The sequence below is a fragment of the Sulfitobacter alexandrii genome, assembly GCF_001886735.1.
In the GTDB taxonomy this organism is placed as follows: Bacteria; Pseudomonadota; Alphaproteobacteria; order Rhodobacterales; family Rhodobacteraceae; genus Sulfitobacter; species Sulfitobacter alexandrii.
This window is the reverse complement of sequence record NZ_CP018076.1, coordinates 3,423,358-3,442,232: the sequence shown is the minus strand read 5'-3', so window position 1 is coordinate 3,442,232 and position 18,875 is coordinate 3,423,358. Positions and strand designations below refer to the sequence as shown.

19 protein-coding genes and 1 pseudogene are annotated in these 18,875 nt (G+C 64.5%); 7 read left to right on the top strand and 13 right to left on the bottom strand.

The window, feature by feature from the left end; all coding sequences use genetic code 11:
• Positions 1-44: 44 nt before the first annotated feature.
• The 3 genes from BOO69_RS16840 to BOO69_RS16830 form a co-directional block, all read right to left on the bottom strand.
• Entirely contained in the window at positions 45-821 is a 777-nt protein-coding gene (locus BOO69_RS16840) for a 3'(2'),5'-bisphosphate nucleotidase CysQ (RefSeq protein WP_071973216.1), read from the bottom strand.
• Positions 808-2,154, bottom strand: coding sequence for a TldD/PmbA family protein (locus BOO69_RS16835; protein WP_071973215.1), 1,347 nt, complete (start codon positions 2,152-2,154; stop codon positions 808-810). The genes BOO69_RS16840 and BOO69_RS16835 overlap by 14 nt, the downstream gene beginning before the upstream one ends.
• 155 nt (positions 2,155-2,309) lie before the next feature.
• Positions 2,310-3,836, bottom strand: coding sequence for a hypothetical protein (locus BOO69_RS16830; RefSeq protein ID WP_071973214.1), 1,527 nt, complete (start codon positions 3,834-3,836; stop codon positions 2,310-2,312).
• A gap of 148 nt (positions 3,837-3,984) precedes the next feature.
• On the opposite strand from BOO69_RS16830, the gene BOO69_RS16825 reads away from it, so the two are divergent.
• Together BOO69_RS16825 and BOO69_RS16820 are read left to right on the top strand one after the other, a co-directional pair.
• A complete protein-coding gene (locus BOO69_RS16825; protein ID WP_071973213.1) occupies positions 3,985-4,734 on the top strand; it encodes an SDR family oxidoreductase in 750 nt (249 codons plus the stop codon).
• On the top strand, positions 4,731-5,342 hold the full coding sequence (locus BOO69_RS16820) for an enoyl-CoA hydratase/isomerase family protein (protein WP_071973212.1): 612 nt from the start codon (positions 4,731-4,733) through the stop codon (positions 5,340-5,342). Before BOO69_RS16825 ends, BOO69_RS16820 begins: the two co-directional genes overlap by 4 nt.
• Positions 5,343-5,465: 123 nt before the next feature.
• Here BOO69_RS16820 and BOO69_RS16815 read toward each other — a convergent pair whose 3' ends face one another.
• From BOO69_RS16815 to BOO69_RS23120, 3 genes and pseudogenes are all read right to left on the bottom strand, one after another.
• Complete coding sequence (locus BOO69_RS16815; RefSeq protein WP_071973211.1) at positions 5,466-5,771, bottom strand: HNH endonuclease; 306 nt, start codon at positions 5,769-5,771, stop codon at positions 5,466-5,468.
• 296 nt (positions 5,772-6,067) lie between these two features.
• Complete coding sequence (locus tag BOO69_RS23125; protein WP_156874955.1) at positions 6,068-6,343, bottom strand: hypothetical protein; 276 nt, start codon at positions 6,341-6,343, stop codon at positions 6,068-6,070.
• Between the two features lie 224 nt (positions 6,344-6,567).
• Positions 6,568-6,732: pseudogene (locus BOO69_RS23120) on the bottom strand (IS1595 family transposase); the annotation flags it as partial.
• 147 nt (positions 6,733-6,879) lie between these two features.
• Between BOO69_RS23120 and BOO69_RS16800 the strand changes: the two are divergent.
• Positions 6,880-8,088 carry a TIGR03862 family flavoprotein gene (locus tag BOO69_RS16800; protein ID WP_071973208.1) on the top strand — a complete coding sequence of 403 codons (1,209 nt, stop codon included), beginning with the start codon at positions 6,880-6,882 and terminating at the stop codon, positions 8,086-8,088.
• Positions 8,089-8,134: 46 nt separating this feature from the next.
• Here the strand turns inward: BOO69_RS16800 and BOO69_RS16795 are convergent, their stop codons facing one another.
• The 5 genes from BOO69_RS16795 to BOO69_RS16775 form a co-directional block, all read right to left on the bottom strand.
• Entirely contained in the window at positions 8,135-8,728 is a 594-nt protein-coding gene (locus BOO69_RS16795) for a glutathione S-transferase family protein (protein ID WP_071973207.1), read from the bottom strand.
• Positions 8,729-8,739: 11 nt separating this feature from the next.
• Positions 8,740-9,738, bottom strand: coding sequence for a DNA polymerase III subunit delta (gene holA / locus BOO69_RS16790; RefSeq protein WP_071973206.1), 999 nt, complete (start codon positions 9,736-9,738; stop codon positions 8,740-8,742).
• A complete protein-coding gene (gene lptE / locus BOO69_RS16785; protein WP_071973205.1) occupies positions 9,735-10,217 on the bottom strand; it encodes an LPS assembly lipoprotein LptE in 483 nt (160 codons plus the stop codon). Before lptE ends, holA begins: the two co-directional genes overlap by 4 nt.
• Entirely contained in the window at positions 10,204-12,750 is a 2,547-nt protein-coding gene (gene leuS / locus BOO69_RS16780; RefSeq protein WP_071973204.1) for a leucine--tRNA ligase, read from the bottom strand. The genes lptE and leuS overlap by 14 nt, the downstream gene beginning before the upstream one ends.
• 85 nt (positions 12,751-12,835) lie before the next feature.
• Positions 12,836-13,327 carry a DUF3576 domain-containing protein gene (locus tag BOO69_RS16775; protein WP_071973203.1) on the bottom strand — a complete coding sequence of 164 codons (492 nt, stop codon included), beginning with the start codon at positions 13,325-13,327 and terminating at the stop codon, positions 12,836-12,838.
• A 289-nt stretch (positions 13,328-13,616) separates the two neighbouring features.
• Here BOO69_RS16775 and BOO69_RS16770 point away from each other — a divergent pair, with 289 nt between their 5' ends.
• On the top strand, positions 13,617-14,591 hold the full coding sequence (locus tag BOO69_RS16770) for a porin (protein WP_071973202.1): 975 nt from the start codon (positions 13,617-13,619) through the stop codon (positions 14,589-14,591).
• A 103-nt stretch (positions 14,592-14,694) separates the two neighbouring features.
• Positions 14,695-15,348 carry a YggS family pyridoxal phosphate-dependent enzyme gene (locus BOO69_RS16765; protein ID WP_071973201.1) on the top strand — a complete coding sequence of 218 codons (654 nt, stop codon included), beginning with the start codon at positions 14,695-14,697 and terminating at the stop codon, positions 15,346-15,348.
• Positions 15,349-15,358: 10 nt separating this feature from the next.
• On the opposite strand, the gene BOO69_RS16760 is transcribed toward BOO69_RS16765, so the two are convergent.
• Entirely contained in the window at positions 15,359-15,853 is a 495-nt protein-coding gene (locus tag BOO69_RS16760) for a L,D-transpeptidase family protein (protein ID WP_071973200.1), read from the bottom strand.
• Complete coding sequence (ribA, locus tag BOO69_RS16755; protein ID WP_071973199.1) at positions 15,850-16,938, bottom strand: GTP cyclohydrolase II; 1,089 nt, start codon at positions 16,936-16,938, stop codon at positions 15,850-15,852. The genes BOO69_RS16760 and ribA overlap by 4 nt, the downstream gene beginning before the upstream one ends.
• Positions 16,939-17,102: 164 nt before the next feature.
• Here ribA and BOO69_RS16750 point away from each other — a divergent pair, with 164 nt between their 5' ends.
• Both BOO69_RS16750 and BOO69_RS16745 read left to right on the top strand, forming a co-directional pair.
• Positions 17,103-17,789 carry a response regulator transcription factor gene (locus BOO69_RS16750; protein ID WP_071973198.1) on the top strand — a complete coding sequence of 229 codons (687 nt, stop codon included), beginning with the start codon at positions 17,103-17,105 and terminating at the stop codon, positions 17,787-17,789.
• Positions 17,790-18,052: 263 nt separating this feature from the next.
• Entirely contained in the window at positions 18,053-18,841 is a 789-nt protein-coding gene (locus BOO69_RS16745) for an exodeoxyribonuclease III (protein WP_071973197.1), read from the top strand.
• Positions 18,842-18,875 lie beyond the last annotated feature (34 nt).

The window sequence follows — 18,875 nt, the reverse complement described above, 5'->3', positions numbered from 1 at the left end:
CCTTTGTCACGTGGGAGTGTTCCTGTCGTACCAGATGGCGCGTTTCAGGCAAGGGCGGCGATCAGCGCAGCCTGGGTCGGCCCGCCTCCCGCCACCACGCCGTTCAGGCGCGGGTCCGCGTTGTTGAAGACCAGCGGTGCGCCCTTCTGGTCCGAGCAGACGCCACCCGCCTCCGACACGATCAGCGCGCCAGCGGCGATGTCCCATTCCCAGCTGCGGCGCAGGGTGAGCATCGCGTCGAAACGCCCTTCGCCAACCAGCGCGAGACGGTAAGCCAGCGAAGGCCGGTAGCTGCGCTTGAACGTCGGCGCGCTGCCGGAATGCCACAGGTGATCCATCAGCGCCGGTTTCGCAGCCAGCACCGTGGTTTGTGACAGGTCCGGCTGCCGGGCCGCGCGCAGGGTTGCGCCGTTGAGCGTGGCACCCTGCCCCTTGGCGGCGGCATAGAGCTTGTCGCGCATGGGCAGGAAAACAACCGCCGCGGTGATTTCGCCACCATCGGCCACCGCAAGCGAATGTGCCCAGGTATTGGAGCCTTCGACGAAACTGCGCGTGCCGTCGATCGGGTCGATGATGAAGACGCTTTCCTTGCCCAGTCGCTGTGCGTTGTCCTCGGTCTCTTCGGACAGCCAGCCGTAATCGGGGCGGGCAAGGCGCAGGGTGGTCTGCAGGACATCGTTCACCGCCAGGTCGGCCTCGGTCACCGGGCCGGCGTCGTCGGGCTTGTCCCACCGGCGCGCGGTCTTGCCGGCAAAGCCTGTCGCGACCCGCCCGGCAACGCGGGCGGCGTCGATCAGCAGAGGCAGATCATGCGCCGGCAAGGGTCATTCCCGGCACGAGCAGCGAAGGCACCACGCGGCTCAGGTGGGGCCGGGCGTCGTTCGCGGGGACGATCGCGCGCAGCATCTCGCGCAGGTTGCCCGCGATGGTGCATTCGTTGATGGCATGGGTGATCTCGCCGTTCTCGACCCACAGGCCGCTCGCCCCGCGGGAATAGTCCCCCGTGTTCGGGTTGATGGTCGATCCGATCATCGATGTGACGATCAGCCCGGTGCCCATGTCGCGGATCAGGTCTTCGCGGCTGGCGTCTCCCTGCGTCAGCGCGACGTTGAAGGTGGTGGGCGACGGCCCTGAGGACGTGCCCCGGCCCGCATTTCCCGTGGGCGCCATCCCCAGCTTTCGGGCGTTCGCAAGGTCCAGCGTCCAGCCCTTGAGAACGCCATTCTCGACGATCGCGCGGCGCTGCGTCGGCAGGCCCTCGCCGTCGAAGGGACGCGAGCCGCCGACGCGCTTGCGGTGCGGATCCTCGATCAGCGACAGGTGATCCGGCAGCACGGACTCCCCGAGCGCGTGGCGCAGGAAAGACGCGCCGCGTGCGATGGCGTTGCCGTTCACCGCACCAAGGAGATGGCCGATCAACGAAGAGGCGATCCGTTCGTCGAACAGGACCGGATAGGTGCCGGTGGGCGGCTTGCGGGCATTCAGCCGGGCCAGTGCCCGCTCGGCGGCGGTGCGGCCGATCTCACCTGCATCCCTCAGGTCCGACTGGAAGATGCGGTTGTCACCGTCGTAGTCGCGCTCCATCCCCGTGCCGCTGCCCGCGATGGCCACGCACGACAGTCCCCGATTGGTCCGGCCGAAACCGCCCCCGAACCCGTTCGTGGCGGCAAAGAAGATCTGCTGCGCGCTGTATCCCGCGGATGCGGACTGCACCTGGCTTACCCCTTTTACCGCCAGTGCGGCGGCTTCGGTCGCGGCGGCATCGTTCTGCAGGTCTTCGGGGGAGGGTTCCGCGGCGGGATCGACCAGTTCCAAGGCTTCGGCATCCCAGTTCCGCGCCAATTGCTCAGGCTCCGCAAGCCCGGCGTAGGGGTCTTCCGGCGCTTCCCGCGCCATGGCGACCGCCCGCTCCGCCATCTCGGCAATCGTCCGTTCCGAGGTGTCCGAGGCCGAAACCGTGGCGGTGCGCCTGCCGATGAAAACGCGCAGGCCGATGTCCGTTCCCTCGGACCGTTCTGCCTGTTCGAGCGTGCCGCCGCGCACATCGACCGACACGGAGGTGGCCCGCACGGCCTTGGCATCCGCAGCGTCGGCACCGGCCTTTTCCGCGGCAAGCAATAGCGATCCGGTCAGCGCGTCGAGTGGCTGTGACATGTGGCAGGCTCCAATCGGGGTCCGCGCAGAGGTAATGCCCTACGCCGTCGAGAGCAAGGGCGCCACCGACCCAACGCCGCGCCTGCAAGGAACGGGCCGCAACGACAGAGGGGCGCGGCCCAGGCCGCGCCCCTCTGCAGATCTCGCGGATCGCATCACTTGATGCGTTGACCGTTCGCCAGCACTTGTCCGTCTTCGGTGAACTCGATCTTCGATGTGAGCGTATCGGGCTCGCTTCCCGGCACCGCGAACAGTCCCATCATCATCCGCGCGCCCATCGCCTGCTCCTGCGGGAGCAGTCCCATGGCCACCAGCTTCTCAAGAAGGCCGTTGCCGCCCTCGAGAGACAGATCGATCGCGCCCACGGGCTTGGGCATGCCGGGCATGGTCGTCATGTCCGAATTGTCGAAGGTCACATCGCCTTGGCCTTCAAGCCGCGCACCGGCGGCATCCACCAGAAGCTTGTTGACGCTCAGCGCCTCGACCTCGCCCGGAGGGCCGGCCATCTGCGTCGCCGCGTCGGCGGCCATGTAGTCGACCAGCAGTTTCGCCTGACCGCTCAGGTCCAGCTCGACCGTCGCGGGATCGCGGGGCAATTGACCCGTCGGATCGAAGATACCCCAGATCATGTCCGACATGACGAAATCGCCGAGCGTGATGCCAAAGGCGAAATCCTGTGCTTCGTCCGACTTTACCACGGGCGCTTCCAGTTTGAATCCCGTCCGGGCCATGCTGATGTCGATGGGGAAGGGCAGTTCCGCCACCTTCAGGTTCATCTCCGTGTCCTTCTGGGAACCGGCATAGGCCAGGCCCTCGGGGCCCATCGCCACGCTCAGTTCGCCACCCTGCGAAGACGTCGCGGCCGAGAAATCGCCTTGCTCCTCGTCCACGAAATTGATCCCGGTGTTGCCCGACCCGTAGGTGATGGTCCCCGACATGTCGAACCCCGCGGCGATCATCGCCGCCATGTCCGCCGCATCCACGGTGGTCAGCGGGATGGTCCCGTTCCCTTCGAGCGTCAGGTCCGACATACTGCCCTTGAAGGAAAGCTGGCCGCTCTGCTCGGGGTTGTGGACGAACACATCATAGGTGACGCCGCCGATCTGGCCGGTCTGCTCGTAGCCCCTGGTGTCACCGATCGTCATCGTCGTCCGGCTGGTGAAGTCGTTGGCGACCACGTCGATCCTTGCGTTCTCCGCGCCGTAGCTCTGCCCGTCGACGATGAGCTCCTTCAGCTTCAGCCCGACGGTGCCCGCGTCGTAGGCATAGGTCATGTTTTCGGGGCTCCCGCTGACGACGATGCTGTGATCGGTCTGCGCGTAATCCATGTTCATGGTGAAACCGGGGTCGGTCTCCGTGCCTGTGGCGGAAATCGACATGGGAAGCGTGTCCGGCATCACGATGGCCACGGTGCCGTCGCCGTTGCCCCTGAACTCGAGGGTGCCGATGTTCATCGAGACGGCGCCGCCCTCTTCGGGCATGGGCATGTCCAGCGCGAGGTCGCTGACCGTCAGCGTGCCCCCCGCGTCGTTCTCGGTGGCGGTGATGCCGTAGCCCATGTTCTCCATGTACTGCCGCCAATCTCCCCAGACCTGCGTCGGCGTAAGGTCGGCCCAGGCCGCGGTGGACAGAAGCATCGCAGGCACTGCGAAGCCGAGGGAGGCTGAATTCATACGAAACATGAGAATATCCTTATCGCAAATCTGGCCGGAGCCTCCGACAACGGGCGCGCGGGGTCAAGGGTCGTCGGGGCTGGACCATCCCATTTCACAGCTTTACCACAGGGCACGGACGCTATGCAAAACATCCCCCGAACCAAGGAGCGATTTCATGGACATGACCGGGAAGACAGTGATGATCACGGGTGCCAGCCGGGGCATCGGGGCCGAGAGCGCGCGTGTCTTCGCCGCGGCGGGGGCGAACGTCGCGCTGCTCGCCCGGTCGCAGGATGCCCTTGCCGACCTCGTCGGGGAAATCGGCGAAAAGGCCATCGCGATCCCCTGCAACGTGGCGCGCTACGGCGAGGTATCGTCGGCCGTGGCCACGACACAGAGCGCCTTCGGCGGGCTCGATGTGCTCGTCAACAACGCGGGCGTGATCGAGCCGATCTCGCATCTGGCGGAAGCCGATCCCGATGACTGGGGCCAGGTGATCGACATCAATCTCAAGGGCGTCTTCAACTGCATCCACGCCGTGCTGCCGATCATGCGCGAAACCGGCGGCGGATCGGTGCTGACCATCTCTTCCGGGGCCGCGCACAACGCGATCGAAGGCTGGAGCCACTACTGCGCATCCAAGGCCGCCGTGAACATGCTGAACCGCTGCCTCGACACCGAGGAGGCACAGCACGGGATCCGCGCCATCGGCCTGTCGCCGGGCACCGTCGCGACCCAGATGCAGCGCGAGATCAAGGCGTCGGGTATCAACCCGGTGAGCAGGCTCGACTGGTCGGACCACATTCCGCCGGACTGGCCCGCCAAGTGCCTTCTGTGGATGTGCGGCCCCGATGCCGACCGCTTCAAGGGCGGCGAAATATCGCTGCGGGACGACGAAATTCGCGGTGCGGTGGGCCTCGCATGATTTCCTGTGACCGCTCCGACGACATCTGGACTGTCACCATCGACCGCCCCGAAAAGGCGAATTCGCTGACCCATGCGATGCTGACCGAGCTCGCCGAGGTGATGGAGGCCGCACAAGAGGCGCGGGCCGTGATCCTGACGGGCAAGGGGCGCGTGTTCAGCGCCGGTGCCGACCTCGAAGCCGCCCGCGCGGGGCTCGCCACCTCCGACGTCTGGGAGCGGCTTTCGGGTGCGATCGCGGGCCTTCCGGGCCTGACCGTCGCGGCCCTGAACGGAACGCTGGCGGGCGGCGCGATGGGAATGGCGCTGGCCTGCGACATCCGGATCGCCGTGCCGACGGCAAAGTTCTTCTACCCGGTGATGAAGCTCGGCTTCCTGCCGCAACCCTCCGATCCCGCCCGCATGGCCGCGCTGATCGGACCTGCCCGGACCAAGCTGATCCTGATGGGAGGGCAGAAGATCACCGCGGACGAAGCGCTTGCCTTTGGCCTGATCGACCGGATCATCGACGCGGAGGCGCTCATGGATCACGCCCGCATGATCGTCGCGGACACGGTGGCCGCCAAGCCCGACATCGCCGCCGGGATCAAGCGGATGTTCAGCACCTAGATCAGCGGCACGAATGGCACGTCGCAGGCGGCCAGCATCAGGACGGTCGTCAGGATCAGGATGGTGCGCATCGGGTTCTCCTCGGGTTTCGCGGACCCTGCTTTTCCTGCGTCGCGGCGTCAACTAGCGATTGCGCGTGCCGCCGGGAACCTTCGATCTGAAACCGGGTGGGCGCTTTGCCACCCATGCTGCGAATTTTGCCAGCCTCGGGTGCGCACGAAGTGCCTCGGGCGTGTTGTAGTTGCGTGCCAGTTCCGTCTCGGTCAGCGTGGCGTGCACTTCGCGGTGGCAGATGTGGTGCATCAGCACGGTCGGCCCGCCCTTGCCGCCGCGGAGCTTCGGCACAAGATGGTGCAACGACTGCGGCACATCGGGCGGAATCTCGCGGCCGCAAAGCGGGCAGGTCGGATGCGGCGCGGTCTCGCTCATATAAAATCCTTGATACTCCGGGGCCGAACCGCTTGCGCTTAACACGCCAAGCCGCCCAAGGATTTCCGCAAGGGCGAGTTGCGCCGGATGGTGATGGAGGCGCTCAGGGATGGGCCGCAGACCGGCGCTGACATTGCGCGAGCGGTGCAGGCGCGCAAGCAGCAGCTAACTTATAAGCGGGCCTATCATCGCGTGTACATCTGCCTGTGGAACTTGAAGAAGCGTGGGTTGGTGAGGCACGAGGGGCGGCTGTGGCTGGCCCCGTAGGGCCAGCCGAGTCAATATGTCGCCTTGTTTTATGCGGCTTCTATTGCTTGTTTGAGGGAACCATCATTCAACAGGGTATTGAACCATGCAGCGTCCTTGCAAGCGCATACAAAAAGACGATCCTCGCTGCGGAGAGTGGAGAGAAGGCGGTCACGAAGTTGAACCGCAGACCCGTCATAATCAACCCACCATACTGTTTCGAGAACCCTGCCCGCTTTTGAAGATATCGAGCGGATCAGGTCGTCCATATCCTTGTGAGACGGATTCGGGCCATTAAGATCGTAAGAGAGAAGGTAGCTTGCCATTGGATAAATCTCCTTTTTTGGCGTTGGACTGACGCCATCAGGAGACTTGACCCTGTTGCTCACCCGTGTAAAAAGAAGGGGTGATCACAAACTCTAGCCCCCGACGGCTAGTTCGAAATAGAGGCGGCAGGTGTAGTGACCTGACCGCCTCAATTTTTCGTTTACCATGAATCACTTGGCAGGTCTAGTGTTGTTCACGCTTCACCCCCACCAGCTATTGTGCATCAATCCGCCCGCTGCCAGTAGCCCTTCCATTGGCGCAATACTGGCGAACCCATCGCATTGCTTACCACAATCTGCGCCAGCGTCCCGTTGTCGGTGCGGCGGTTGTCTTCCAGCCAAGCAGCGTGGTTCGCATACTGGTAAAGGTATTGGGCGCTGACGTGGTGGACATGCGCGACATGTTCTCGTTCATGTAAAATCCTTGATACTCCGGGGCCGGGCAGGCATGAGGATGGCGTGTTTGCCCTCCGAGACAAGATGCCGATGACGGATATTGGCCTTTCTGCCCTGCCCACGATCCCACGGGCACCGCAATGACCCATGCCGTGGTGATCGGCGCGGGCCCGGCGGGGCTCATGGCCGCGGAGACGCTGGGCGCGGCGGGGCACCGGGTCACGCTGTGCGACGCGAAGCCGTCGGTCGGGCGCAAGTTTCTGATGGCGGGAAAATCGGGGCTCAACCTCACCAAGGACGAGCCCGAAACACCCTTCCTCGAGGCCTTTGCCGAGGCACGCGGGAAACTCGCCCCGATCCTGTCGGCCTTCGATACGCAAGCCGTTTGGCGCTGGGCGGAGGGGTTGGGGCAGGAGGTCTTCACCGGATCGACGGGCCGCGTGTTTCCCAAGGCGATGAAGGCGTCTCCACTGCTCCGGGCCTGGCTGGGGCGCCTGGACGAACTGGGCGTGACGATCCGCACCCGGCGGGATTGGCAAGGGTGGCGGAACGGGGAATTGGCCTTTCTCACACCGGAAGGGACCGAGACCCTGACGCCGGACGTGACGGTGCTGGCCCTCGGCGGCGCGAGCTGGCGCCGCCTTGGATCGACCGGGGCCTGGGCGGCGATCCTGCAGGAGCAGGGGATCCCGATCGCGCCCTTCGCGCCCGCGAACGCCGGTGTGGCGATCAACTGGTCGGGTCACATGGCCCGGCACTTCGGGGCGCCGATCAAGGGCGTGTCGTGGTCCGCCGGGCCCCACGTGTCGCGCGGGGAGGCGAGCCTTTCCGTCCGCGGGCTGGAAGGTGGCGGAATCTACTCGGTATCGCGGGGCGTGCGAGAGGGGCATGACCTTTTTCTCGATCTGCTGCCGGATCTCCCGGTGCCGGAGGTCACGGCACGGCTGGCGAGGCCGCGCGGCAAGGCGAGCCTGTCGAACCATATGCGCAAGGTGCTGACTCTCACGCCCGCGCAGATTGCCTTGGTTCAGGAAATGGCACGCCCCCTGCCAGAGGGGCTGCGCGCCACGGCGCGCCTGCTCAAGGCGCTGCCAATCCGCCACGAGGGACTGCGGCCGATGGACGAGGCGATCTCGACGGCCGGTGGCGTTCCGTTCGGCGCGCTCGACGGCAACCTGATGCTGCGCGACCTGCCGGGGGTCTTCGTGGCGGGCGAAATGCTGGACTGGGAAGCGCCCACCGGAGGCTATCTGATCTCGGCCTGCCTCGCCACGGGACGTTGGGCAGGGCAAAAGGCCGCGGACTGGTCACGCGACCGATCAGGTCCGACGGGGCTTGGCGGCACCTGACGGGCGCCAAGCTCATCGCCGGCAGACCTGCAGACCGAAACGGGCCCTATCCGGCGACCTTTTCCTGTGCTGCCTTGAACGCGGGACGGTCCCGCATCTCCGCCGCCCAGGCGCCCAGCTTGTCGTTGACGCGGGGAAATTTCGCCCCGATGGACCAGTTCACGCAATGACAGGCGAGAATGTCGGCATGGGTCATCTGGTCACCCATCAGGAATGGCCCCTCCAGCCTGTCGGCAAGCACATCGGCAGACCGCAGAAACTCCGACTTCAGGCTGTCCTTGATCTCCGGCACGCGGCGGTCCTCGGGAAAGACAAAGCTGTGCTTGGCCGCTGCCCAGAGAATCGCGTCGAATTCGTCGATCAGCCAAAAGGTCATCGCATCCTGCCGGGCGCGGTCGACGGTTCCGGCGGGCGCAGTCAGCTTGCCGTGCTTGTCGCCAAGGTAGGTCATGATCGCCACCGAGTCGGTCAACACAGCGTCGCCGTCGACCAGTGCCGGGATCTTGCCCAGCGGGTTGTATTTCATCGCCTCTTCCGACCGCGGCCCGGCATCCACCTGCTGATAGGGCAGGCCCATTTCTTCCAGCATCCACATGACCCGGAAGGCCCGGGATTTCGTTGAACCGATCACTTTGTACATCTTCAGTCCTTTCAGCGTTGAGCGCCCAGCATGGCGAGGCGGATAAAGGCGCGTTCCACCAGCGCGAGCGCCGGTGCCGTCTGCGCGGCGGAGCGCAGGGTCAGATCCGTGTCCGTCAGCACCGCAAGCGCGGTCTCCAGCTTGGCCGCCCCCCAGGCGCGGGCCTGCCGCATGGCGCGATCCCTGTCGCGCACGCCATACACGGGCGCGCCCGGTGACGCGGCAATCCGGTAGAGCGTGCGGAAATGGCGAATCGCCATGATCGTCAGGGTCACCGGGTTGACGCCCTGGCCCTGCAGCTTGTTCATCACGGGTCCGATCTCTCCGGCGCGGGCCTCTGCGACCACGTGCAGGATGTCGTCCACCTCCGCCTCGGTTGAGGTGGGTGCGCAGGCGCTCACATCGTCCAAGCTCAGCGGCTCCGGATCGTTCAGCTTGTAAAGCGACAGCTTCTCGATTGTCTGGCGAAAGTCTCCGGGGTCCAGCGTACGGGCCAGTTCACCCAGCGCCCCCATGGCATCCGGCTCGGGGCGCAGACCGGCTTCGGCCAGCAGCCGCTCGATCTCGGCCCGGTCGGGTGGATTATCGTAGATGGCCGCCGCGTAGGCATTGGGGTGGCTTTCGAAAGCCTTCCGAACCTTCGATGTCTTCTTGAGGTCGCCGCCGGACACCACGATCTGCGCATCGCCGGGATGCCAATCGGCCAGGGCCTCCAGCAGCGGTTTGGCCACGTTGTCGTTCGCATCCTCGACAAAGGCCGCCCTCGGACCGGAGAAAAACCCCACGGCCTTGATCGCGTCCAGCAGCATCGCCGGATCGCGGCGCAGGTCCGCGGCCTGAATACGGGTCAGCCGCATTTCCTCTTCCGCATCGGGGCCCAGCAGGGCTTTCAGGAATTCCTGCCGTTTCAGGGCGACACGCATCGCATCGCTGCCGAAAATCAGCAGCCCGGCTTTCCCCTTGTCGGGCTTGGCGAAATATCCGTTGGCCTCGCGGGGGGACAGCTTCATGCGGGGATCTGCGCAGCGTAGAGCCGCGCGATAATCTGTTCGGCAAGGATCCGCATCAGCCGTTCCTGTGCGTCCTGCGCGCTGGCCAGCGTGGCAACGGTGGTTCCGGTCGCCGAATAACCGGTGAAATTCTCGACGCGGCCGGACGTGACGATCTGACCGCCCTGAAGATCGCGCAGGGCGAAGTCGGCGGCGCCCAAAAGGTTGAAGCGGGTGGTGTTCCCCGCCGGATCGATTGCCAGCCCTTCCTCCACGGTGGCGATCGTTACCGCCAGCCCGAATCGAGCCGGGCTCGGACGCCCCAGCCGTTCCTCGATCTCCCGGGTGAGCAGGTAGCCATTCCGGTCGTCGGGTTCGTCCACGAGGACCCGGTTTCGCAGCGCGCTGCCGCTGCCGCCGGGGCCGTAGACCGGCGTGAACCCGCAGGCGGCCAGGGCCAGCGGGGCCAGCAGGATGCTGCGACGGTCAAGCAACGACATTCACGATACGTCCGGGCACGACGATGACCTTCTTGGGGGTGGCCCCGTCCAGGGTCCTGATCACAGCTTCATGGGCCAGCGCGATCTTTTCAACCTCTTCTTTCGGCAGGTCCGCCGCCACCTTGATCTCTGCACGGCGCTTGCCGTTGATCTGGATCGGTAGCGTCACGGTATCGTCCACCAACATGGCCTCGTCCGCCACGGGCCAGTGGGCCGTCGCGACAAGACCCGTGCCGCCCTGCTGTTGCCAGACCGCTTCGGACAGGTGCGGTGTCATCGGTGCCATCAGTTGTGCGAGGGTCATGATCGCCTCGCGCTGGGCGGCCTGGCCTGCCTTCGATTTCTGCAAGGTGGCGGTAAAGGCGTAGAGTTTGGCAATCGCCGCGTTGAAACCGAAGGATTCGACACCCATCGTCACGTCGTGAATCGTCTTGTGCATCTGGCGGAGCAGACCTTCGTCATCCTCGCCGGTGGCGCCCGGAGACATCGCGGCGATACGGTCGCTGATGTTCCACACGCGGGAAAGGTGCTTGAAGGCCGCTTCGGCACCTGACGCCGTCCACTCCACGTCGCGTTCAGGGGGCGAATCGCTAAGGACGAACCAGCGTGCGGTGTCCGCTCCGTAGTTGGAGATGATATTCAGCGGATCGACCACGTTCTTCTTGGATTTCGACATCTTGGCCGAGGGGATGATCTCGACCTCCGTCCCGTCGGCGAGCTTTCCGTCGGTCACGTCCTCCGGCAGGTGGTACACCGGGCGGCCCCTGTCGTCGCGGGTCTGGTAGATCTCGTGGGTCACCATCCCTTGGGTGAACAACGCATCGAAAGGCTCGATCGCGCTGGCCGGCAGGTGCCCGGTGAGGTGCATCGCACGGGCGAAGAAGCGGGAATACAGCAGGTGCAGGATCGCGTGTTCGATACCGCCGATGTACTGATCGACGTTCATCCAGTATTGCGCATCCGCCATGTTCGTCGGGGTCTTCGCGCGAGGTGCGGTGAACCGCGCGAAATACCACGACGAATCGACGAAGGTGTCCATCGTGTCCGTCTCGCGACGCGCGGCCGCTCCGCAGGCGGGGCAGGCGCAGTCGCGCCAGGTGGGGTGGCGGTCCAGCGGGTTGCCCGGAACATCGAAGGTGACATCGTAGGGCAGTTCGATCGGCAGGTTCTCCTTCTTTTCCGGAACCACGCCGCAGCTGTCGCAATGTACCACCGGAATCGGGCAGCCCCAGTAGCGCTGGCGGCTCAGGCCCCAGTCGCGCAGCCGGAACTTCGTGACGCCCTGGCCCACGCCGTTTTCCTCGCAAAAGGTGATGGCGGCGTCGATGGCCTCGAGCCCGGTCTGCCACTGCTCCCCGGCGAACCCGCGATTGTAGAAGACCTTTTCGGTCTTCGGCGGAACAAAGGCCGCGTCCAGATCCTCTGGCGATTCCTCGGAAGGCAGGAAAGTCGAAATGATCGGCAGGCCGTATTTCGTCGCGAATTCGAAATCGCGCTGGTCATGTGCGGGACAGCCGAAGATCGCGCCCGTGCCGTAATCCATCAGGATGAAGTTCGCGATGTAGACCGGCATCTCGTAGGCCGTGTCGAAGGGATGGCGTACCGTGATCCCGGTGTCGTATCCAAGCTTCTCGGCGGTCTCGATGGCTTCCTCCGTCGTGCCGCCCTTGCGGCATTCGGCGCAGAAGGCGGCGATTTCCGGGTTGTTCCGCTCGAGCACCTTGGCCAGCGGGTGATCCGGCGAGATGCCGACGAAACTCGCCCCCATCAGCGTGTCGGGCCGGGTCGTGTAGACGTCGATCCTGTCATGCCCCTCCGGCGCGTCGACCGTGGAAAAGGCGAACTGGAGGCCCCGCGATTTCCCGATCCAGTTGGCCTGCATCAGTTTTACCTTGGCGGGCCAGTTGTCGAGACTGTCGAGCGCGTCCAGCAGCTCTTCGGAATGATCGGAGATCTTGAAGAACCACTGGGTCAGCTCACGCCGCTCCACCAGCGCGCCGGACCGCCAGCCGCGCCCGTTCTCCACCTGTTCGTTGGCGAGCACGGTCATGTCCACCGGGTCCCAGTTGACGACCGCATTCTTGCGGTAGACGAGACCGGCTTCGAGGAAGTCGAGGAAAAGCGCCTGCTGCTGGCCATAGTATTCGGGATCGCAGGTGGCGAATTCCCGCGACCAGTCGATCGACAGCCCCAGCGGTTTCATCTGGCCGCGCATGTCGTCGATATTGCCGTAGGTCCAGTCCTTGGGGTGGCCGCCGATGGCCATGGCGGCGTTTTCGGCAGGCATGCCGAAGGCGTCCCATCCCATCGGATGCAGCACGTTATGTCCCGTGGCGATCTTGTAGCGTGCGATCACGTCGCCCATCGTGTAGTTGCGCACATGCCCCATGTGGATGCGCCCCGAAGGATAGGGAAACATCTCGAGCACGTAGTACTTGGGCCTGTCGGCGTCGCGCACGGCCTTGAAGATGCCGTCCTTTTCCCAGGCGGCCTGCCAACGGGCTTCGATTTCAGCGGGGGTATAGCGGGTCATGGCGGGTGCCTTCGTTCAAACGGATCGCGCCGGGCCGTTCATCTCACAGGGCCCGGCGCGGAAAGAGTCGTTGGAGGGGTCGGGTTCAGAACTTGTTGTCGGCAATGCGCATTTCGCGTGCCCGCGACAGGATCGCATCCTCGACCGCCCGGGTGGTCGCCGTATTGACCGTGCGGCCATTGCGCGTCTGCAGTGCAAGGTTCAAGGACCGGGCATCCAGCGCGGGATCGTCGATCAGCACCGTCGCGCGGTAGGCCGATCCGCCGCCGGGCGGGGTGCCGTAGCCGGTGACGATCACGCCGGTGAACGGGTCGATGGACTGTACCGGCAGGAAATCCAGCACCTCGAGGGAAGCGGACCACAGATACTTGTTCACAGAAACGGTTGTATCGCCGCTCTTGCGGTTGAACAGGGACCAGATGGTATTGTCCGGGTTCGTCTCGATGTTGTTGGGGTTATTGGGGTTGGTGTAGGTTTCAGGCCGCGCCGTCGCCTCGCGCCCTAGGCTGCCGCACGCACCGAGGCTCGCGATGATGAGAAGTGCAACCGCACCTTTGCAAACGGTCCTGTACGCCATTTCAGCTTTCCTTTGCCTGTTTGCACAATGGTCTACCCAAGTGCCGGACCCACGGCAAGGCATATGTAGCACCGCGATTCCCCTGTCGAATATGGCTTTCGTGGCCCCGCTCTACCCCGAAGAGGGTGGGGCGGCGACAAAACTGTGGCAAAGCTGCACCATTGGCTGCGGCAATGGCTCGGAAGGTTTCAGGCTTCTTGCCAGAGCGGGGGGCTTGGGTGCAAACACCCTTCATACCCTTTCCGGATTCCCCGGTCTGGGCATATGAATTCAAACCGAGGGAAAACTCATGAAAAAAGTTCTCTTCGCTACAACCGCCCTGGTCGCGACCGCAGGCGTTGCAGCAGCAGACGTTACTTTCGGCGGCTACGGTCGCTTCGGTATCCTGTACCGTGACACGGCAGCAGGCGTCGACTCCACCGACGTCACCAGCCGTTTCCGCCTGCAGATCGACGCAACCGCAGAATCCGACGCTGGCGTCGTCTTCGGTGCGCGCGTTCGCATCCAGCAGGACAACGACGGTCTGGCAAACGGTGTGTCCGCAGCTCCGGAAACCCCGATCGACGCAGACGGCGACGGTGACATCGATTACCGCGGTCGTCAGGAAACCGGCATCAACGGCGTTCGCTTCTTCGCGCGCTCCGGTGGCCTGGAAGTCGGTGTCGGCAACATCTACGGCGCGCTGGAATTCATGCCCGGCATGTATCCCATCGACCTGGGTCTGACCGGTCACTCCTATGACTACACCGCGTACAACTTCCGCGGCGACGCATACGACTCCGACAGCAACGGCGCAGCCGGTCTGAACGGCGTCGAAGTTCTGTACTCCGCAGGCGACCTGTCCGTGCACGTGTCGGCTTCCGACGTTGGCGACCGTATCGCCGGCTTCGTTGCCTACACCTGGAACGGCTGGACCTTCGCTCTGGCAGCTCAGGACTCCGACATCGTTGGTGACACCGAGTGGGCAGCAACTGTTGGCGGTTCCTTCGGCCCGGCAGACGTGACCCTGGCATACGCCAAGAACGGCGACGACACCGGCGTCATCGGCGGCACCGGCGACCACTGGGTTCTGGCTGGCCGCTTTGACGTTGGCGCAGCAACCGACGTCGAAGTCTACGTCGCAGACGCAGACTACTTCACCGACACCTCCTACGGTGTCGACTTCAACCACGACCTGGGCGGCGGCACCTCGCTGCGCGGTGGTATCTCCTCCACCGGCTTCGACACCACGCTGGTCGACTTCGGTGTGCGCTTCAACTTCTAAGTTGAACTCGTACACGTGAGTTTGGGGCAGGCCTTCGGGTCTGCCCCTTTTCATTTCTGCCGTGTTGTTGTTGTCTGCCCCTGACGACAGCAAGGGGAAGATCATGGGGCTGGACGACATCACCACCAAGTTGGCGAAGGCCGAGGTTGACGCCGGACGCGCGGCCGGGTCGGTCACTCTGATCGCGGTCAGCAAGGTGCAGCCCAACGACCGGGTGCGCCACGTGCTTGAGCAGGGCCACCGCTGCTTTGGCGAGAACAAGGTGCAGGAGGCCGCTGGCAAATGGCCCGGTTTCCGCGAAGACTTTGCCGACATCGACCTCCATCTCATCGGCCCGCTGCAAACCAACAAGGCGCGCCAGGCGGTCACGCTCTTTGACGCGATCCATTCCGTGGACCGGCCCAAGCTGGCGCGGACCCTTGCCCGTCTCGCGCAGGAAGAAGGCCGGTGCCCCGACCTTTTCATCCAGGTGAACACCGGCGAGGAAGACCAGAAGGCCGGCGTCCTGCCGGCTCAGGCGGATGATTTTGTACGGGAATGCCGGGAACTGGACCTGCCGGTGAAAGGTCTGATGTGCATCCCCCCGATTGACGAGGAGCCCGCGTTGCATTTCGCGCTGCTGGCCAAGATCGCCGCCCGTAACGGGCTCGAGGGTCTGTCGATGGGCATGAGCGCCGATTTCGAACGTGCCGTCGCGCTCGGTGCGACTCACGTCCGGGTCGGTTCGGCCATCTTCGGGGAACGAGTGAAGGGCTGACCCGCCACGCCTAGGGCACGATCAGCCGCGTACGGTGCCGGATCATCGGCGCGATGGCATGCAGATCCGCCCGCCGCAGCGCGATGCAGCCTTCGGTCGGATAGCCCGGCCGTCGCCACTGGTGGATAAAGATCGCCGAACCCCGTCCGGAGATGGCGTAGGGCCAGTTCCAGTCCGTCAGGATCACGAGATCGTAGAGCGGATCGGCGCGTCGCAGCACCTCGTGACTGTGGGGATAGGGGGCCCGGACCATCATGTTGTAGTCCGGCGCAGCCGGATCGTCCGACCAAAGGTCGCCCGGCCCGATCGGCACGGCCCAGTCGGTCGGCGGAGCCATTCTGTCAGGACGGTAAAGCATCCCGACGATGCGATGTACGCCGCGCGGTGTCGCGCCATCGCCTTCCCGCTTGGCGGCACTCACACCGCCGCGCCCGATGGTGCAGGGCCAGTACCTTCCGGCAAAGCGCAGGCCTTTCGGTGTCAGCACCATGTCGCCGGGGGTCACAGCAGATGTCCGGACTTCGCCGCTTTCGTCGCGAGATAGGCGGCGTTGTGGCGATTTTCCCCGACGGCCAACGGCACCCGCTCGTCGACCGAGATGCCGGACGCCTCCATCATCTCCACTTTGCGGGGGTTGTTGGTAAGCAGCCGCACGGCGGAGAACCCCATCGATTTCAGGATGTCCGCTCCGAGCCGAAAGTCGCGTTCGTCATCTTCGAAACCCAGGCGGTGGTTCGCCTCGACCGTGTCGAACCCCTGGTCCTGCAGGGAGTAGGCCCGCATCTTGTTGGCCAGCCCGATCCCGCGCCCTTCCTGGTTCAGGTAAAGCAGTACGCCGTTTCCCTCTGCGCCCATCTGGGCGAGTGCCGCGCGAAGCTGGGGGCCGCAGTCACACTTGAGACTGCCCATGAGATCGCCGGTAAAGCAGGCCGAATGCAGCCGCGCCAGCACCGGCGCGCCCCGATCCGGGCGACCGATCTCAATGGCGTAATGTTCCTCGCCACCGTCTTCGGGGCGGAAGATGTGCAACCGTCCCGCTTCGGACACTTCCATCGGGAGGCGTGCGTTGACCACGGGATGCAGCGGACTGCGCTCTGCCAGTGCCGGAGCGGCCGCCGCGAGGTCGAGACTGGTCAGGGCGTGCCGGGTGGCGATTTCTTCGGCGTTGGGCAAGTCCAGCACCAGCGCGGCAGGCAGCAGCCGCGCCGATTTCACGAGATGCAACGCCGCCCGATGTGCCGCCGCGTCACCGCCGCGGGCGCTTTTCAGGGGCCCTTTCAGCGGCGCGCGCAGGTCGTCCGCAGGGTCTGCCACGCTCTGAATCCAGGCGGGGGTCGCCGCCGCCGGCAGCACGATCCGCGCGAGGTCGCCGTCATAGGCATGCGCCTTGAGCGTCCCTGCACGGCGTGCGGTCACGGCCAGCACCGGTTCGCCCCCCAGCGCCAGCACGTCTGCCAGCCGCTGCGCGACAAGGGTTTCCGCCGCGAGAACGAGCACCGGGGTCTCTCCGGTCAGGACGATCGGGAGGCCCATGCGCAGGTCCGCCCGCGCGCGCGCCAGCTGTTCGGTAATGTCGGGGGCGAGGGCCATTCGTGTTACAACTCCGAGGGACGGCTGAAACCTAACTATGCCAAGCCGGCCGAAAATGAAACATTGCGGCCTTCTGCCACACGAGCCCGTGAAACCGGGGGGCCACACCTTGCCGAATACGGGTGTTGGACACACTTCTTAACGAAACCGTGTGGAGGTTAAAGATGGCGCAGCTCAAGAAAATTCTTCTGGTCGACGATGACGAGGACCTGCGCGAGGCGCTGAGCGAACAGTTGATCATGACCGAGGACTTCGACGTGTTCGAGGCCGGCAATGGCGCGGACGCCATGAACCGCGCCAGGGAGGCGATCTACGACCTCGTGATTCTGGATGTCGGTCTGCCCGATACCGACGGTCGGGAACTGTGCCGCCTGATGCGCAAGCAGGGTGTGAAAAGCCCCATCATGATGCTGACCGGTCATGACGGGGATGCCGACACGATCCTCGGCCTTGACGCGGGAGCCAACGACTATGTCTCCAAACCCTTCAAGTTTCCCGTCCTCCTTGCCCGCATCCGTGCCCAATTGCGCCAGCACGAACAGTCCGAAGATGCTGTTTTCCAGCTCGGGCCCTACACCTTCAAGCCCTCGATGAAACTGCTGGTGACCGAGGACGACAGGAAGGTCCGCCTGACGGAGAAGGAAACCAACATCCTCAAGTTCCTGTACCGGTCCAACGACGGGGTGGTGCCGCGCGACGTGCTGCTGCACGAGGTCTGGGGCTACAACGCGGGGGTCACGACCCACACGCTCGAGACTCACATTTATCGCCTGCGCCAGAAAATAGAACCGGATCCGTCAAATGCCCGCCTTCTTGTTACGGAATCTGGAGGCTACAGATTAATGAGCTGATGCGCGGAACCAATCCGCACCTCTGCCGTTAGGCTCCTGAGAGGCGGGGTTTTCATGACCCGCACCTCGGTTTGAACCCCGAAGTTTGCGCCCGGGTATTGGTGCATACCTCCCTGTTGGACTCGGCCGGGCTTCTTGCCCGGCCTTTTTTTCCGCTAAGATCCTACCTCGTCCGGCGGATAGTCCGGCAGGGAGGCTCTGATCCCATGGCGCTTGCCGGGGGGAGCGGTTAACCTGTCCTCCGGTCAAAAACGGAGAACGCCATGCCCTTCACCCTCGCCACCTGGAACATCAATTCCGTTCGCCTGCGCGAAGGCCTCGTTCTGAGAATGCTGGCCGAACACGGGCCGGACATCCTGTGTCTTCAGGAGTGCAAGAGCCCAGTGGACAAGATCCCGATGGAGGCTTTCAAGGCTGCGGGATACACCCACATGGTCGCACGGGGGCAAAAGGGCTACAACGGCGTCGCCATCCTGTCCAAGCTGCCGCTGAAGGATGCGGGTGACAAGGATTTCGCAACCCTTGGTCATGCCCGGCACGTGGCTGCGACGCTCGAGAACGGAACGACGATCCACAATTTTTACGTACCCGCGGGGGGCGACAAACCCGACCGCACCATAAACGAGAAATTCGGCCAGAAGCTGGATTACCTGGCCGAGATGCGCGACTGGTTCCACGCCGAGAAGCCGCGTAACGCCATTCTCGTCGGCGATCTCAACATCGCCCCGCGCGAGGATGACGTCTGGGACCACAAGAAGCTGCTGAAGGTGGTCAGCCATACCCCGGTTGAGGTCGAAGCGCTGGGTGCCACGCAGGACGCGGGCGGCTGGGTGGACGTCACCCGCAAGGACATCCCCGAGGGCAACCTCTATAGCTGGTGGTCCTACCGATCCCCCGACTGGGACACGGCGGACAAGGGCCGCCGCCTAGATCATATCTGGGCCACCCCCGACATCGCGGGCGCCGGACACTCCAGCCATATCCAGAGGGCGGTGCGGGGCTGGGAGCAACCCAGCGATCACGCCCCGGTTTTTGCCACCTTTGACCTTTGATTCGGACGCCCGAGCGCTCATATAAACCGAAACG